Origin of the sequence: Collinsella vaginalis (assembly GCF_900176655.1) — a bacterium.
Taxonomy (GTDB): domain Bacteria; phylum Actinomycetota; class Coriobacteriia; order Coriobacteriales; family Coriobacteriaceae; genus Collinsella; species Collinsella vaginalis.
This window is the reverse complement of the sequence record NZ_LT838842.1, coordinates 167,733-183,730: the sequence shown is the minus strand read 5'-3', so window position 1 is coordinate 183,730 and position 15,998 is coordinate 167,733. Positions and strand designations below refer to the sequence as shown.

At 65.8% G+C, this 15,998-nt stretch carries 15 protein-coding genes, 1 tRNA gene and 1 pseudogene; 15 read left to right on the top strand and 2 right to left on the bottom strand.

All coding sequences use genetic code 11. The annotated features are described in order from the left end of the window. The first annotated feature begins 3 nt into the window (after nucleotides 1-3). The 3 genes and pseudogenes from tmk to CAP13_RS00740 all read left to right on the top strand — a co-directional run. Nucleotides 4-627, top strand: a complete 624-nt coding sequence (gene tmk / locus CAP13_RS00750) for a dTMP kinase (protein WP_085829773.1) — start codon at nucleotides 4-6, stop codon at nucleotides 625-627. Next, on the top strand, nucleotides 627-1,751 hold the full coding sequence (gene holB, locus CAP13_RS00745; protein ID WP_085829772.1) for a DNA polymerase III subunit delta': 1,125 nt from the start codon (nucleotides 627-629) through the stop codon (nucleotides 1,749-1,751). Before tmk ends, holB begins: the two co-directional genes overlap by 1 nt. Next, nucleotides 1,742-2,605, top strand: a pseudogene (locus CAP13_RS00740) (PSP1 domain-containing protein); the annotation flags it as partial. The gene holB and the pseudogene CAP13_RS00740, both read left to right, overlap by 10 nt. Nucleotides 2,606-2,797: 192 nt before the next feature. On the opposite strand, the gene CAP13_RS00735 reads toward CAP13_RS00740, so the two are convergent. Together CAP13_RS00735 and CAP13_RS00730 are read right to left on the bottom strand one after the other, a co-directional pair. Then, entirely contained in the window at nucleotides 2,798-3,508 is a 711-nt protein-coding gene (locus CAP13_RS00735) for a ComF family protein (RefSeq protein ID WP_085829771.1), read from the bottom strand. 106 nt (nucleotides 3,509-3,614) lie between these two features. Beyond that, nucleotides 3,615-4,727 (bottom strand): LacI family DNA-binding transcriptional regulator, encoded by a 1,113-nt coding sequence (locus tag CAP13_RS00730; protein ID WP_085829770.1) that lies wholly within the window; start codon nucleotides 4,725-4,727, stop codon nucleotides 3,615-3,617. A 110-nt stretch (nucleotides 4,728-4,837) separates the two neighbouring features. Here CAP13_RS00730 and CAP13_RS00725 point away from each other — a divergent pair, with 110 nt between their 5' ends. From CAP13_RS00725 to CAP13_RS00670, 12 genes are all read left to right on the top strand, one after another. After that, nucleotides 4,838-5,194 (top strand): maltose acetyltransferase domain-containing protein, encoded by a 357-nt coding sequence (locus CAP13_RS00725; protein WP_143764855.1) that lies wholly within the window; start codon nucleotides 4,838-4,840, stop codon nucleotides 5,192-5,194. Between the two features lie 80 nt (nucleotides 5,195-5,274). Then, on the top strand, nucleotides 5,275-6,234 hold the full coding sequence (locus CAP13_RS00720) for a DegV family protein (protein ID WP_085829769.1): 960 nt from the start codon (nucleotides 5,275-5,277) through the stop codon (nucleotides 6,232-6,234). Nucleotides 6,235-6,396: 162 nt separating this feature from the next. Beyond that, on the top strand, nucleotides 6,397-7,614 hold the full coding sequence (locus CAP13_RS00715) for an NAD(P)-dependent oxidoreductase (protein ID WP_085829768.1): 1,218 nt from the start codon (nucleotides 6,397-6,399) through the stop codon (nucleotides 7,612-7,614). A 5-nt stretch (nucleotides 7,615-7,619) separates the two neighbouring features. Next, nucleotides 7,620-8,042, top strand: a complete 423-nt coding sequence (locus CAP13_RS00710) for a hypothetical protein (RefSeq protein ID WP_085829767.1) — start codon at nucleotides 7,620-7,622, stop codon at nucleotides 8,040-8,042. A gap of 5 nt (nucleotides 8,043-8,047) precedes the next feature. Then, nucleotides 8,048-8,749, top strand: coding sequence for a hypothetical protein (locus tag CAP13_RS00705; protein WP_085829766.1), 702 nt, complete (start codon nucleotides 8,048-8,050; stop codon nucleotides 8,747-8,749). Nucleotides 8,750-8,757: 8 nt separating this feature from the next. Then, nucleotides 8,758-9,858, top strand: coding sequence for an isocitrate/isopropylmalate family dehydrogenase (locus CAP13_RS00700; RefSeq protein ID WP_085829765.1), 1,101 nt, complete (start codon nucleotides 8,758-8,760; stop codon nucleotides 9,856-9,858). 346 nt (nucleotides 9,859-10,204) lie between these two features. Next, on the top strand, nucleotides 10,205-11,113 hold the full coding sequence (locus CAP13_RS00695; protein WP_085829764.1) for a substrate-binding periplasmic protein: 909 nt from the start codon (nucleotides 10,205-10,207) through the stop codon (nucleotides 11,111-11,113). 224 nt (nucleotides 11,114-11,337) lie between these two features. Further along, entirely contained in the window at nucleotides 11,338-11,922 is a 585-nt protein-coding gene (gene hpf, locus CAP13_RS00690; RefSeq protein ID WP_085829763.1) for a ribosome hibernation-promoting factor, HPF/YfiA family, read from the top strand. 38 nt (nucleotides 11,923-11,960) lie between these two features. Next, entirely contained in the window at nucleotides 11,961-12,887 is a 927-nt protein-coding gene (locus CAP13_RS00685) for a DegV family protein (RefSeq protein ID WP_425429815.1), read from the top strand. Then, a complete protein-coding gene (locus CAP13_RS00680) occupies nucleotides 12,773-13,387 on the top strand; it encodes an isocitrate/isopropylmalate family dehydrogenase (RefSeq protein ID WP_342743189.1) in 615 nt (204 codons plus the stop codon). The genes CAP13_RS00685 and CAP13_RS00680 overlap by 115 nt, the downstream gene beginning before the upstream one ends. 198 nt (nucleotides 13,388-13,585) lie before the next feature. Then, complete coding sequence (locus CAP13_RS00675) at nucleotides 13,586-14,782, top strand: hypothetical protein (RefSeq protein WP_085829761.1); 1,197 nt, start codon at nucleotides 13,586-13,588, stop codon at nucleotides 14,780-14,782. A 391-nt stretch (nucleotides 14,783-15,173) separates the two neighbouring features. Continuing rightward, nucleotides 15,174-15,249 (top strand) — tRNA-Thr (locus tag CAP13_RS00670). Nucleotides 15,250-15,998 lie beyond the last annotated feature (749 nt).

Here is a 15,998-nt window from a genome sequence, read left to right as displayed (position 1 = left end):
TCCATGTCCCCGGCATTCATCACCCTCGAAGGCATCGACGGTAGCGGCAAGTCGACCCAGGCCGCCCTGCTCGCCGCCGCGCTCGAACACGCGGGTGCGAGCGTCTGCCATCTGCGCGAGCCCGGCGGCACGACCATTTCAGAGAACATCCGCGCCCTGCTGCTCGATCCCGACAACACGAAGATGGGCACCACCTGTGAGCTTCTGCTGTATGAGGCCGCTCGCGCCCAACTCGTGCACGAGGTGATCGCGCCCGCGCTCGCAGCCGGCAAGACGGTCATCTGCGATCGCTTCTACGATTCCACCACCGCGTACCAGGCTTTCGCCGGCGGACTTGATCGCGACCGCGTGCGCCTGGCCAACGAGCTCGCCGTCGACGGCGTCCACCCGACGCTCACCCTCGTCTTCGATCTCCCCGTGGAGGCTGCCGCTCATCGCGCCGCTGGACGTGGCGCCGCCGACCGCATGGAGGCCAAGGGTATCGCGTACCAGCGGCGGGTGGCCGAGGGCTTTCACGCCCTTGCGGCTGAGGAGCCCGCGCGGGTCCGCCTCGTCGACGCCTCCGGCACGCCCTCCGAGGTCCACGCGCGCGCCCTCGCTATCGTGCGCGAGGCGGTGAGCCTCTGATGCCCGGCCTCCTCTCCCAGCTCGACACCCAGCCGCGCGTCCGCGACTTCCTCGCCCGCGCCGCTGAGGCGGGGCGCACGAGCCACGCCTACCTTTTCCTCGGCGCTCCTGGTTCCGGCAAGCTCGATGCCGCTTGGGCCCTGGCCCAGGCCCTGCTCTGCGAGCGGGAGGGGGAGCGCGGCTGCGGGGCCTGCGACGCCTGCGTCCGCGTGGCCCGGCGGACGCACCCGGATGTCCATCTGTACCAGCCGGAGAGCGCCACCGGCTACGTGATCGCCCAGACCCGTGCGCTGCTCGAGGAGGTGGCGCTCGCGCCCATCCGCGGCACCGCCAAGGTCTACATCATCGACCGCGCCGAGCAACTTCGCGCCAACACGGCCAACGCACTGCTCAAGACCTTGGAGGAGCCGCCCGCGGGTGTCACCTTCATCCTGCTTGGCACCTCAGCCGAGGCCATCCTCTCCACGATCGTCTCGCGCTGCCAATGCGTTCCCTTCCGCATGGTCGCCCCTGAGCGCGCGGCCGCGGCCGTGGAGCGTGCGACGGGGGTCGCGCGTGAGCGCTGCCGTATGGCCCTCGCTGCCGCCGGGAGCCCTGCGCGCGCCATCGAGTTCCTGAAGTCGGCCGACCGCCAAGCGGCACGGCGCACCGTCCTTCGAGCGGTCGACGCCCTGCTCCATGCCGATGAGGCCGATATCCTGTCCTCGGCCAAGGAGGTCATCCTGGCGGCCGACGCGCCGCTCGCCGAGGTTGAATCGACGCAGAAGGCGATCCTCGAGCAGAATGCCGACTACCTCTCCCGCGGCGCCTTGAAGCAGCTCGAGGAGCGCAACAAGCGCGAGCTCACCGCACGCAGGCGTTCAGGTATCATGGAGGTGCTGGCCAGCGTCCGCTCGCTTCTGCGCGACGTGCTCACGCGCCTTGAAGGGGTGCCCGGTGAGATCGTCAACGCGGACGTCGCCGACATCGTCGATCGCCTCGCCGCGCGCGCACACGTCACCGGCGTGCTCGCCGCCCTCGACGCCGTCTCCCTGGCCGAGTCGCGCATCGCGCGCAATGTAACCCCCCAGCTGGCCGTCGAGGTCATGCTCTTCGATATCAGGAAGGGGCTCACATGCCCGTAGTCGTTCCCGTTAAGTTTCCCTTCGCCTCGCGCGACCTGTGGTTCGATCCCGAGGGCCTCGATATCGTCCAGGCGGATTACGCCGTCTGCGACACCGAGCGCGGCACCGAGATCGGCCTTGTCACGGCGGATCCGTTCGAGGTTCCCGCCTCTGAGCTGGCAGCCCCTTTGAAGTCCGTGATTCGCATCGCCGACGACATCGATCTCGACCGTGCAGACGAGCTGGGCGAGCGCGGGGATGCGGCCATGGCCGACTTCCGCGAGCTCGTGACCAAGAACAAGCTGGACATGAAGCCCGTGGGCGTGGAGTTCCTCTTCGGTGGAGAGGCGGCCGTGTTCTACTTCTCGGCTGAGGAACGGGTCGATTTCCGCCAGCTCGTGCGCGACCTTTCGCAGCGTTTTCGCATCCGGGTTGACATGCGCCAGATCGGCGTCCGCGACGAGACCCGCCTTGCCGGCGGCTATGCCACCTGCGGTCAGGAGCTCTGCTGCGCGCGGTTTGGCGGTCAGTTCGAGCCCGTCTCCATCCGGATGGCTAAGGAGCAGGACCTGCCCCTCAACTCCTCGAAGATCTCCGGTATGTGCGGCCGCCTCATGTGCTGCCTGCGCTATGAGTTCGAGGCGTACAAGGATTTCAAGAGCCGGGCTCCCAAGAAGAAGACGCTGATCGAGACCCCGCTGGGGAAGGCGCGCATCCAGGAGTACAACACCCCGCGCGAGCAGTTGGTGCTGCGCCTTGAAGGGGGTCGCGTGTTCCGGGTTGACCTCGCTGACATGAGCTGCTCGGACGGATGCAAGAAACGGGCTGAGTCCCAGGGCTGCTCCTCATGCCGGCCCGANGCTGCCGCCGAGGACGAGAGGCGCGGCACGCGTCAGGAGGGGGAGCAGACCCAGACCCTGCGCCCGCGCCGTCGCCGCCCGCGCAAGCCCCGTCGCGAGGGTGGGGAGCAGGCAGGAGAGTAGGCCTGCGGCAGTCTGGTCGGCACCCCGTTCAACTGCACCGCTGCGCCCGGGAGTCAGTGGCTCCCGGGCGCAGCGGGCGCGCGCTCACCACACGCGTGAGATGGCGAGCCCGTCCACGGATGCCGCCCCTGATCGCCTGAGGGTGTCGGCAGCGCTGTTCAGGGTCGCACCGGTGGTGATGACGTCATCGATCAGCAGGATTCTCAGTTCGGAGACATCGGCCACCACCTCGTACTGGCCGCAGGCGGCCTCAAGGCGGTCGGCGCGTCCCAGCTCTCGCTGGTCTGCATAGCCATGCTTCACGAGGGCATCGAGGAGCGGAATTCCGGTTATCGATGCCATCTCCCGGGCGATGGCCTCCATATGGTCGAAGCCGCGCCGCCGAAAAGCCGTGGCCGTCGCAGGAACAAAGGTGAGGGCGTCGGCGCGGCGGAGTATCCCGCCATATCGCGCATCGGCCGTCGCCTCGGCGTGCTCAGCGGTATCAACCAGGATGTCCGCGAGCGCTGCCGCCAGCCGTCGCTCCCCCGCATCCTTGTAGGCGCGGATGATGCGCGGCGCCGGTCCTTCGAACACGGTGCCCGCCAGCACACGGTCGCAGCTGCCCGCCTCGCCGCGGCACTCGGTGCAGAGCATCGCCCCAAATGGCGCCCCGCATACCGTGCACGCTTGCGCAGGATCAATCACGACAAGCTCCTCCAGGCATCGATCGCAGATGAGCTCGCCCACGCGCTCACATCCGGCGCACCGTGTGGGGGAGAGCGTCTCAAGTGCCTGGTGGTGCGCCCACGCCATCGCCCGGGCAAGCGCCTGGCCAGCGGTGTTGTGAGACGGCAGTCCAGCATTGCCGCCAACGAGATCTCGCGGCCACGGCCCGCCTGCATGCGGGGGTCGCTCACCGTCAATCAGCGGACCCACCTCCCGCCGATGAGATCTCCATCGCCGGGGTCCCGTTCCTCGTCCGACTGCCCGCCTGCTTTGCCAGGCACCGCACGCTGTCGCGCTCGATGAGCTCGGAGGAGACGAAGGTCGTCGTGGCGCTCTGTCGCTCTGGGTGGGCGAGCAGGTCGGCAAGGCGCTGCACGGCCAGCCGCCCGGAGTCGTACAGGTTGATCCGCGTGGTGGTGAGCTGCGGGCGGCAGACCTTCGCGGCGACCGTGTCCCCGTAGCCGATCATCGAGACATCCTCGGGGATGCGGACCCCCGCTTCGGCGAGCGCTCGCATCGCGCCGACAGCGATGTTGTCGAGGTCGGCGATGAAGCAGGTGGGCATCGTGAAACCGCGAGGTGGGCGAGCGAGGTACGCGGCCATGGCCCGATACGCGGCATCGATCTGGCAGGGGAGCTCGATAACGGGATGGGCGGCCCGCTTGTCGCCAAACTCGGCGATCCCCTTGCGGAAGCCATCGAGGTGATGGATGAAGTTGTTGATGCGAGGGGTTCCGGCGAGGAAGCCGATGGCCCGGTGGCCGCAGTCAGCCGCGTAAGCGAACGCGCGGAGCATGGACGTCTGGTCATCCAGGGTGACCGCGCTCACCGGGACGAGGTCGAAGTACCCGTCGAGCAGGACGGTCGGCAGATCCAGTTCGAGGTAGCGCCGCAGGTGGGGCTCATCGAGCTCGGTGGCCTCGAGCACCATGCCGTTTGCGTCGAGGCCCGCGAGGTACTCCAGGTGCTCCTCGAAGTCCTGGCCCGGAAGGTGGTGCGCGATGGTGATGGGGTATCCGAGGCGGTAGGCCTCCGCCTGCACGGTTTCGATGAGGGCGGAGAAGAAGGGCAGATTGTTGATGACCTCGCCGGTGGTCTTGTGGATCACGAGCAACAGGCTCCCGTTCGCGCGCGTGCTCGCCAGGGCCTCGCCGAGGGACTGCCGATTCCTCTCGTTCACCAGCTCCAAGACGCGGCGGCGGGTCTCGTTTGACACGCCGGGCCGCCCGTTTACAGCGAGCGACACCGCCGTCGCCGAGATGCCGAGGATCCGGGCGATATCCTTGTTCTTCAGGTGAGTCCCCATCCGTCCCCCGTGCTTAAAGAAAATAAAGCGATAAGACTATAAGAATAAAGGTACCATAGCGGGAGAGAAGACGGCCCCACGGGCCAGGCGGACACAGCTGGGAGGCACATATGGATTCCACTGAGATGACGGAGATGGAGAAGCTCGAGGCGGGGCTCGCGTACCGCTACGACGACCCCGAGCTCGCGCGGATGAAGGATACGGCCAGCCAGCGCTGCGCTGCCCTCAGCGCGGTCGATCCGCTCGATTCCGCTGCCCGTGAGGCAGCCGCCCGAGCGCTGCTCGGGAGCGCCGGCGAGGGGCTCGATATCCAGCCCGGGTTCCATTGCGACAACGGTCAGAACATCCACGTAGGAAAGAGCTTCACCGCGAATTACAACGTTACGGTGCTCGACGGCGCACCGGTCACCATNAAGAATGGTGGATACGGCATCATCAAGCCCAAGATCGAGACGCTTGACGAGTAACATGAACCCATAGGCATGAATCGGGTGGCGGCCATCCCATGCGGGGTGGCCGCCGCCATCCTTCATATCGAGAGGCGGGCATGAGTACAGCAACCCCCAGCACCGGGCACCACGATCGGTGCCGCATCGTGGTCGACACCTGCGCGGACCTGACACCTGAGATCGCCGCCACCCTGGATGTCGACATACTCGGCTTCCCATACATCGTGGATGGCGTCGAGCACACCGACGACATCTGGACCTCCATCACGCCCAAGGCCTTCTACGATCAGCTGCGCGCCGGTTCCCGGGCGTCCACCTCGGCCGTCTCCCTCGGTCGCTACCTCGAGTTCTTCACGCAGTGCGCCGAGGAGGGGACGCCCACCATCTACCTCTGCTTCACGAGCGCCCTGTCGTCGAGCTATGACTCGGCGTGCCAGGCCGCGGCAGAGGTCCGTCGCACGCATCCCGATTTCGAGATCTACGTGGTCGACAACGCGCTGCCCTGCGCCTGCGGCATGCTGCTTGCGATCGAGGCCGTGCGCCAGCGGGCGGCGGGCCTCACCGCGCGCCAGCTCGCGGCTTGGGCCGATGAGGCGAAGACCTACATCCACGGCTACTTCACCCTGGACAGCCTCGACGCCCTCGCCGCCGGCGGCCGCATCCCCCCCGCGGCGGCCCAGCTTTCAAGCAAGCTCGATATCAAGCCTGCCCTCTCCTTCGACCTCTCGGGCTCCCTGACCCTGACGGGAGTCTGCCGCGGAAGGAAGAAAGCACTGAAGGGCCTCGTCAAATCCTTCAAGGACAACTACGTCATCGACCCGAGCATGCCCATCGGCGTCTTCTCCGCCGACGCCGAGAAGGATGCCGACTGGCTCGAGGCTGCCATTCGTCGCGAGGAGGGCTGTGCCGAGGCCACCATCCTGCGCGGTTCGGTGGGGCCGACCATCGGTGCCCATGTGGGTCCGGGTATGGTCGCCGTCATGTTCTGGGGGAAGGACCGCGCTGAGAAGATATCGCTCTCAGACCGCATCGCGAAGCGCGTGCGGGGAGTTCGCTGAGGGGCTCGCCGGGCAGCGGAGCGTCATAGGACGGCGCGGACGCTCCCATGGAGCCGCCCTCTTGACCCTATCTGTCGGCATCCCACGGTGCGATCCGTTTTGGGTATGAATAACACCAGTCGATCCGTGCCCGCACCGACGGGCGCGTGCAAAGGAGAACGCATGGCCAAGACCAAACCGTCCGTCGCCTTCATCGGAACCGGCATCATGGGCGCACCCATCGCCGGGCACATCCTGGACGCCGGCTACCCGCTCACCGTCTACAACCGCACGCGCGCTAAGGCCGAGGGCCTGATCGAGCGCGGCGCCGCCTGGGCAGACACCCCTGCGGCCGCTGTCGCCGATGCCGACATCGTCTTCACGATGCTCGGGTTCCCCACCGATGTCGAGGAGGTCTACCTCGCCGGCGACGGCATCCTCGCCTCGGCGAAGCAGGGGGCGACCCTCATCGACCTCACCACGAGCTCCCCCGATCTCGCCCGTGATATCGCCGAGGCCGCGGAGGTCTCGGGGTTGCACGCCTTCGACTGTCCGGTCACCGGGGGCGAGCAGGGTGCCGTGGCCGGCACGCTGACCCTCATCGCCGGTGCCACAGAGCGCGATCTCGAGTCGGTCCGTCCCGTGCTCGAGACCTTCGGCGGCACGATCTTCTGTTTCGGCGGCGCCGGAGCCGGCCAGACCGCCAAGCTCGCCAACCAAGTAGCGCTCTCCGCGGCCATGGTGGGCATGGCGGACGCCCTCTCTCTCGCGCAGCAGAGCGGGCTCGATCTTGAGCAGACCCGTGAGCTGATCAACGCCGGCACCGGCCGCTCGGGCGCGATGGACTCCCTCGCGCCGGCCGCCCTCGCCGGAGACTACAAGCCGGGTTTCAAGGTCAAGCACTTCTTGAAGGACCTCGGCCTCGCCCTCACCGTCGCCGAGGAGAAGGAAATCGCCCTGCCTGCGGCCGACACCGCTTTCACCCTGTTCGACATGCTCGAGGCGATCGGGGGCGGTGAGCTCGGCACCCAGGCCATCACCCTGCTGTACCAGGAGGAGGCCGATGCCACGGCCGCCGGGCTGGACTGGTCGCTCTACCGTGCAGAGGATGCTGATGAGGAGGGCTGCGCCTGCGGCCACGAGCATGAGGGCCACGAGCATGGCGAATCATGCTCCTGCGAGCACGGCCACCACCACGATCATGAGGGCCACGCCTGCGTCTGCGACCATGACCACGATCACGAGGGGCATGATCACGCGCACCACCACCATGGGCATGAGCACCACCACGATGGCCATTCCTGCTCTTGTGAGCATGGCCACGAGGGCCATGGGCACCGGCATCACCATGAGTGCGAGCACCACCACCATCACCACCACGATCACGGTCACAAGGAGTAGCGCCCGTGCAGATACCCTTCATCGTCCTGTCCGTCCTGCTCTTCGTCTTCAGCGTGTACGTCGGCTTCCTCATCGCCTCGTCGGTGGGCAAGCACGCGGTGACGACGGCCGATTACTGGAAGATGAACGCCGCGGCGATCGTGGCCGCTGTGGTCGCCGCGGCGATCGTGGCATCGCTCCCGCTGCTATACTCGGTTGTTATCGGCCTGCTCGCGGGGTTCATCGTCGGCCTCAAGATGACCTTCGGCGAATCCTCGGGCCCTTGGAAGGTGCACGACCGCGCCTTCAACGTGAACCGATCTCACCGCGAGACCGCCGAGCGGGGCGGAGGGGACGAGCGCCGTGCCCGCCGACTCACAGGCGATGCGGCCCCCGATGTGATCTCAGTCACGGAGAAGAAGTGTGATGCGAATGGAAACGCGAGGTAGAACATATGGCAGACCGTATAGAACATGATCTCACTGCCGAGGAGGTCGAGCAGCTGAAGCGCATCGAGGACAACAAAGACGCGCTCACAGCCCTGATCGAGGACCTCTCCGGTGCTAGTCGCCGCAAGCGTCAGCTTGCGGCCCACGTCGTCGCCCTCCTCGCCGAGCGCGAGCCCGATCTGCTCGCGCCGCATATGACGCAGCTGATCGACGCCCTCGAGCGTCCCGAGGCCCAGACGCGCTGGGAGATCCTCGACGCCTGCACCCTGCTCGTGGGTGAGCACGCCAAGGAGATCGGCGCTGCATTCCCCGCCGCCGAGGAGGCCCTGTTCGACGAGGATTCTGCGACGCTCAGGCTCGCGGCCTTCCGCATGCTCTCGGCCTGGGGCGCCACCGAGCGCCGCCGCTCCGAGAAGGTCTGGCCCATCCTCGACGAGGCCATCCAGTGCTACCACGGCGACCTCGAGTACCGCGACATGCTCGCATCGCTTTACGATTTCGCCACCGGCAAGATCGACGGCCATGTGGCCGGCGAGCTCGCAGGCCGCCTGCACTTCGACGCAGAGCACGGAAAGGGCGCCTATCTGCGCACCCGTTCCTCCGAGATCTACGAGCTGCTCGTCAAGCGCTTCAAGCTCGACAACCCCCAGAAGCGGGCCAGCACGGTGCAGAAGAGCGACGACGACATCGAGGATGACGAGGAGTAGGAGGGGCCATGTCCCATCAGGTTGTGCTCATTCCGGGTGACGGTATCGGCCCGGAGATCACGGAGGCCATGCGGCGCGTCGTGGAGGCCACCGGCGTCGACATCGCATGGGACGTCCAGCAGGCTGGATCCTGCGTGATGGACGAGTTCGGCACGCCCCTGCCCGAGCACGTGCTCGACGCCGTCGAGCGCACCGGCATCGCCATCAAGGGCCCCATCACAACGCCGGTGGGGACAGGTTTCCGCAGCGTGAACGTCGCCTTGCGCCGTCACTTCGACCTCTACGCCTGCGTGCGCCCCTGCCTCTCGCAACCGGGCGACGGCTCGCGCTATCGTGACATCGACCTCGTCATCGTGCGGGAGAACACCGAGGACCTCTATGCGGGCATCGAGTTCGCCCCGGGCGCTCCCGAGGTGGCAGAGCTTGCATCCCTGGTGGAGCGCTCAGGCCAGGCTCCGTTCCGCGAAGGCTCGGCCATCAGCATCAAGCCCATCTCAGAGGAGGGCTCCCGCCGTATCGTCGAGTACGCCTTCGATTACGCCCGTCGCTGCGGGCGCCGCAAGGTCACCGCGGTCCATAAGGCGAATATCATGAAGGAGACGGACGGCCTCTTCCTGCGGGTCGCCCGCGAGGTGGCCGCGAGCCATCCCGACATCGCCTTCGACGACAAGATCGTCGACGCCGCCTGCATGGGTCTCGTGCAGGACCCGCATCAATTCGACGTGCTGGTGCTGCCGAACCTCTACGGCGACATCGTCTCCGACCTGGGGGCGGGCCTGGTGGGCGGCCTCGGCATGGCGCCGGGTGCGAACATCGGCCGGCACGCCGCGATCTTCGAGGCAACGCACGNCATGATCGGGCCGGGAACCATCATCGCCACGACGGGGCATCCGCTTGACGGCCGCGACCGCCGGCAGCGCCTGGCGATCTCGAAGCCCATCACCATCGGCGACGACGTATGGATCGGCGGGAACTGCGTGGTTACCGGCGGTGTCACGATCGGATCGAACGTGGTGGTGGGCGCTGGGGCCGTGGTGACCCGCGACGTCCCCAACAACTGTGTGGTCGCCGGCGTGCCCGCCCGGGTGATAAAGCGCCTTGAGGCCTGATGCTGGGGTATTCGCGCCCTGCCGGCGCGTTCTGGCTGCTATACTGATCCCCGTTCCTTCCAGGCTGTGGTTGCGGACGGGTCCGCCCGTCCTAGTCCAAGGCAGACGCGGTCAAAAGGATCCACGTAAGCTGCCGCGTGCGCGCGGCGGCGATCATGGCGCGTCCTAGAGGTAAGTCGCACCGTCCGTTCTACACAGGGGCAATCCATGCCCCGCGGGCGAGCGGGCTAGTCGTGATGCCGGCTGCGGTTGGCAGAGCAAACGCCCCCGTGTGCAGGTGTGGGGTCAAAAACCAGGTCAGCTGGGGAACGCATAGGGGCACGCACGGGTGAGGCGAAGGATAGTCATGGCACGGTCGCACGGACGCAGTATCGGTCGCATCGCGGTGGCGGTGCTCGCCCTCGCATCCATCTTCACCCTGGGTGGCTGCTCGTTGATCACCCCGACGCTCGCCGAGGTCACCCCGACGACCGCGCGCCCGAAGGTTTCCGCGCCCGCCGTCTCATCCGACGGCGAGCTGCTCATCGGCATCGCCTCATCGGACGCCCCTCAGATCATCACCGATGATACGGGCACCCTCACCGGCTACACCGTGGACGTGGGCCGTGCCCTCGCGCAGAAGCTCGGTCTCACACCGGTGTTTCTGACCGGTGCCGATCCCTCGAAAATTGGAACGGCAGGCGCTCCCGATATCTACCTGGGGGCTGAGAAGCGCGGCCTTTCGAGCGGGCTCAGCCTCAAAGGAGTGTTCCTTGAGGATGCGCCGGCCCTGTTCGCGCAGGACCGCACGAGCACCGAGGTGCCCTCCCTGCAGGATCTCTCGGCGGCGACCATCGCAGTTCAGGTTGGCTCCACCGCCCAGGACGTCTTGGCGAAGGCCGGCATAGAGGCCACGCAGAAGACCTATGCCAACGTGAACGAGTCGCTCGCCGCCGTCGCGCGGGGCGAGGCCGACTTCGCTGCCTGCGACGCCACCTCCGGCGGCTACCTCTCCCGAGCCTATCCGGGTATGTCGTTCGTGTGCACGCTCGACGAGGCCGCATCGTACGGCGTCGCGGTGAAAACGAGCAACGACACGCTCGCCCGTGAGGTTGAGAGCGCGCTCTCCGCCCTTGAGGGCGACGGCAGCCTTGAAGCCATTCATCGGGCCTGGTACGGCGGACTTCCGGTCTCGCTCAGCGGGTCGCTCCTCACGGGCGCCACGACCTCGTCCGAGCGCGCCGCCGCCCGGACCTCTGCATCGTCGGCTCAGTAGCAGGCCTGTTTGCAACCTGCGCAGCCCTGTGAACGCGTGCTGTTCGCGACACCCATGAACCCACCTCATGCGTTCGGCTCCTGTCAACACCCCATCGGCATCCGGTTCGTTCCGTGGTGTGGGCGGACCTGGGCCCGATCGATGGCCGGTTAGGGTACAACAAACGTACCGGTCACCGTTTGCGCTGGTGTCCGTCTCTGTACCCGGATAGATTGGAGTCGGTCATGGATATCAAGGTTTCGGGTCGCAAGACCACCGTCACTGATGCGCTGCGCGTTCACGTCGAGGATAAGATCGGCGAGGCCTGCAAGGTATTCGACATCGAACCTATGACCGTCGACGTGGTGCTCCGCTATGAGAAGAACCCCTCGAATCCCGAGCCGGCTATCGTTGAGGCGACCGTGCGCGCCCGCGGTTCGGTGATTCGCGTCGCAGAGCACGGCTCTGATATGTATGCCGCCATCGACGCGGCCGCTGAGAAGGTCACGAGACAGCTGCGCAAGTTCAAGACCAAGGTCGTCGATAACCGTCAGGGCGGGGCGTCTGCGGCTGAGGTGGCACCCGTGCCCCGCGTCGAAGACCTCGCAGATCTGCTGATCCCCGAGGAGGAGGACGATCAGCTCGTTCGCGAGAAGGTCATCGACATCACGCCGATGACCGAGGAACAGGCCCTTGTCCAAACCGATCTGCTCGGCCACGACTTCTACGTCTTCGAGAACGCCACCACCGGGTTGATCAATGTGGTCTATCACCGTAAGAATGGTGGATACGGCATCATCAAGCCCAAGATCGAGACGCTTGACGAGTAACATGAACCCATAGGCATGAATCGGGTGGCGGCCATCCCATGCGGGGTGGCCGCCGCCATCCTTCATATCGAGAGGCGGGCATGAGTACAGCAACCCCCAGCACCGGGCACCACGATCGGTGCCGCATCGTGGTCGACACCTGCGCGGACCTGACACCTGAGATCGCCGCCACCCTGGATGTCGACATACTCGGCTTCCCATACATCGTGGATGGCGTCGAGCACACCGACGACATCTGGACCTCCATCACGCCCAAGGCCTTCTACGATCAGCTGCGCGCCGGTTCCCGGGCGTCCACCTCGGCCGTCTCCCTCGGTCGCTACCTCGAGTTCTTCACGCAGTGCGCCGAGGAGGGGACGCCCACCATCTACCTCTGCTTCACGAGCGCCCTGTCGTCGAGCTATGACTCGGCGTGCCAGGCCGCGGCAGAGGTCCGTCGCACGCATCCCGATTTCGAGATCTACGTGGTCGACAACGCGCTGCCCTGCGCCTGCGGCATGCTGCTTGCGATCGAGGCCGTGCGCCAGCGGGCGGCGGGCCTCACCGCGCGCCAGCTCGCGGCTTGGGCCGATGAGGCGAAGACCTACATCCACGGCTACTTCACCCTGGACAGCCTCGACGCCCTCGCCGCCGGCGGCCGCATCCCCCCCGCGGCGGCCCAGCTTTCAAGCAAGCTCGATATCAAGCCTGCCCTCTCCTTCGACCTCTCGGGCTCCCTGACCCTGACGGGAGTCTGCCGCGGAAGGAAGAAAGCACTGAAGGGCCTCGTCAAATCCTTCAAGGACAACTACGTCATCGACCCGAGCATGCCCATCGGCGTCTTCTCCGCCGACGCCGAGAAGGATGCCGACTGGCTCGAGGCTGCCATTCGTCGCGANCCCGCCGTATCGTCGAGTACGCCTTCGATTACGCCCGTCGCTGCGGGCGCCGCAAGGTCACCGCGGTCCATAAGGCGAATATCATGAAGGAGACGGACGGCCTCTTCCTGCGGGTCGCCCGCGAGGTGGCCGCGAGCCATCCCGACATCGCCTTCGACGACAAGATCGTCGACGCCGCCTGCATGGGTCTCGTGCAGGACCCGCATCAATTCGACGTGCTGGTGCTGCCGAACCTCTACGGCGACATCGTCTCCGACCTGGGGGCGGGCCTGGTGGGCGGCCTCGGCATGGCGCCGGGTGCGAACATCGGCCGGCACGCCGCGATCTTCGAGGCAACGCACGGATCGGCCCCGGATATCGCCGGCCGCGATATCGCGAACCCCACGGCCGAGATCCTCTCGGCGGCCATGATGCTCGACCACCTGGGGGAGACCAGCGCCGCGGACCGCATGCGCGCTGCGGTGCGCAGCGTCCTCGCCGCGGGCGAGCAGGTGACCGGCGATGTGCGCCGCGCCCTCACGGGCTCCACCGAGGGGGCTGTCGGCACGCAGGCGTTCGCAGACGCGGTGATCAGCCACCTGGCCTAACAAACGCTTGAGATCGCATTGAGGATGCGCCGCTCGCGCCGACCCATTCGGGTGCCGCCGCGTGCGGTGCATCTGCTTGCGCGTCCCTCCCTGCTCCATGACGGGTTTCTTGAGAATAAGAAAGACCTAATGGGATGCATACCATCGAACGTCGTATGCTAGATGCGCTTATTCGCCATGAATCAAGGAGCTACGAGCATGGGTTTCATTCAAAAGAAGGATGAGGAGAAAGACGTCATAGAGGGCGTCGAGATCATCGGACGCGGCGAGGGCCCCAACGGTGTCGACGAGAACCCGGTCGTCATCGTTCCCGGTGAGTCTGCGGAGGACATCGCGGCCGGTACCACCGCCGAGGCCGCCGCCGCGGACGCTGAGGCCCAGGCGCTCGAGGACGCCGCCGACGCCTCTCTGATGGAGGGGATTCAGTCGGCCGACGCGGACGACGATGATGAGGACGAAGACGACGAGGATGACCCTGTCGCAGATGATCCGACGACCCCCGGAGGCCCCATCGACGTCGAGCCCCCGCATGGCGGAGCCAACTTCGATGCCCTGCAGCCTGGGCGCAACCGTCGTCTGCTCTTTGGCGCCCTTGCCGCTGCCGTCATCATCATCGTGGCACTCTGCGGCTACTTCATCGGCCGCGGGGGCTTCGGGGTCCAGGGCGCGAGTGGCGCCACCGTCTCCGAGGACCAGCTTGACACGGTGATCGCCAGCTGGTCGTACAACGGCCAGGACCACAAGCTCACCGTCCGCGATGCCATCGAAGACCAGTCCTCGCTCGACAGCGCCAAAGACAGCGACGGAAACTACCGGGTCCCCTCTGCAGAGACCGTCCTCGCGTACGCCCGCAACCGGATCCTGGTGTCCGAGGCGGAGGCCCGCAACCTCACCGTTTCCGATGACGAGGCCACGCAGTACGCCGAGGACCACATCGGCACCTCCGACTACTCAACGCTCGCCACGCAGTACTGTATCACCGAGGACCAGGCGAAGCGCATCGTGAAGGAGAATGCGCTCATCTCCAAGCTCTATGCCGAGGTCGTGCCCGATAGCTCTACGAGCACCACGGCGCCTACGGCCCCGGCCGAGCCCGAGAACGGGGACACCTCGACCGCTTCCAAGGATTACGCCGACTACATCATCAAGCTCGCCGGCGATGAGTGGGATTCTTCCAAGGGCACTTGGGCGCGTGAAGACGGCCCGTATTACAGCGCCCTGAAGGATGAGCAGTTCACGGCCGATTCCGCTACGTACGCCCAGGCGCAGGCTGCATACTACGTGGCCTATCAGCAGTACTCTCAGCAGGTGCAGAGCGGCCAGAGCACCTGGCGCACGTTCGTGAACGGTCTCTATGCGAAGGCTTCCGTGGATCTCTACGGACTGTACATGTGAGTTTGAGTTCTGCGGCGCGCGGACCGAGGTCTTGCGCGCCGCATGCTTGATGCGCGCGGGCGCTCGTGGGGCGCCCGATGTTGCCCGTGAGGTGCACCTGCCTGCGTACCCATGCGCAGGCAAGCAGCTTGAGGAGGTGCCCGCGCGCGCTGGTGGAGAAGCCATTGCAGCGCCTGTGCGTTTCACGGCTTTGAGGAGGTGCCCTGCGCATGTCGGCGAAACCCGTCCTGCGCGCGGCCATATGAAAAGCGCTCGTGTGCCCGCGATGTGCTAGAGGGGGCGCCTGTCGAGTCAGAGCGGCGCCGGTGCGGCGAATTGCGCGAAAGACATCTTGCGTCGGTGGCGGTTTCCACGTACTATTAACAGCCGCCGGTGTTCGCACCGGAGATGCGCCAGCATAGCTCAGTTGGTAGAGCACCGCTCTCGTAAAGCGGGGGTCATCGGTTCGAGTCCGATTGCTGGCTCCATAAGATCGCAGGTCAGGGGGCTTCCGCCCCCTGATTCTTTTCATATCCAATCTCTCAAGAATGAGCAGGGCAGCGGATCCGCGTTAGGACGCTCTCCATAGGGTATCCCGTCTTCCCTGCAGGCTTACGGCGTCAGCGAAGTCGGAGGTCCTTCGACCGCTCGAATTGCATTATTGCGAGCTATGAATAGACTGCTGGCGGCACGCAGAGTAGGAATGCAAAAACGCCTGTTCAATCATGGTGCATTTTTGCGAGATATGCACAACGGGGTTCATATCTCGACCTTTTTCTGGTGAAATCTATGCATAGCTCAACAAAATGCAAAAACGAGCGCCACTGTATGGGGGTGCAGGGCTGCACCCGGTATCGGGGCGCGCGGGTAGGCCACATGCTCTGGGCGGTTGCCTGCCACTTGGGCAGGGGGGTCCTGACGCGGGACCCGGGTCTGCGGACCACGGCTTGTCTCCCACACGGACAAGGAGTTGCGCATTGAGCAGACCACCGAGGATGCATATAGACCACTTCACAGAGTTCAAACGAAAGATCTGACTGAAAACTGACAGCAGCCCTTTGTCGATCATCGAAATATTGAGGCGCAATAATCAAGTTGTGCGCGTCTGAATATCACGAAATAACAGGTACATGCTATAGTGCTGTCGTGAACGGTCGGATTTCCCCGATAAATGGTAACGCAAACATCTCTTGGTATCTGTGAATTGACCCAAGGGGCGCTTCTGCTACCATCTGAT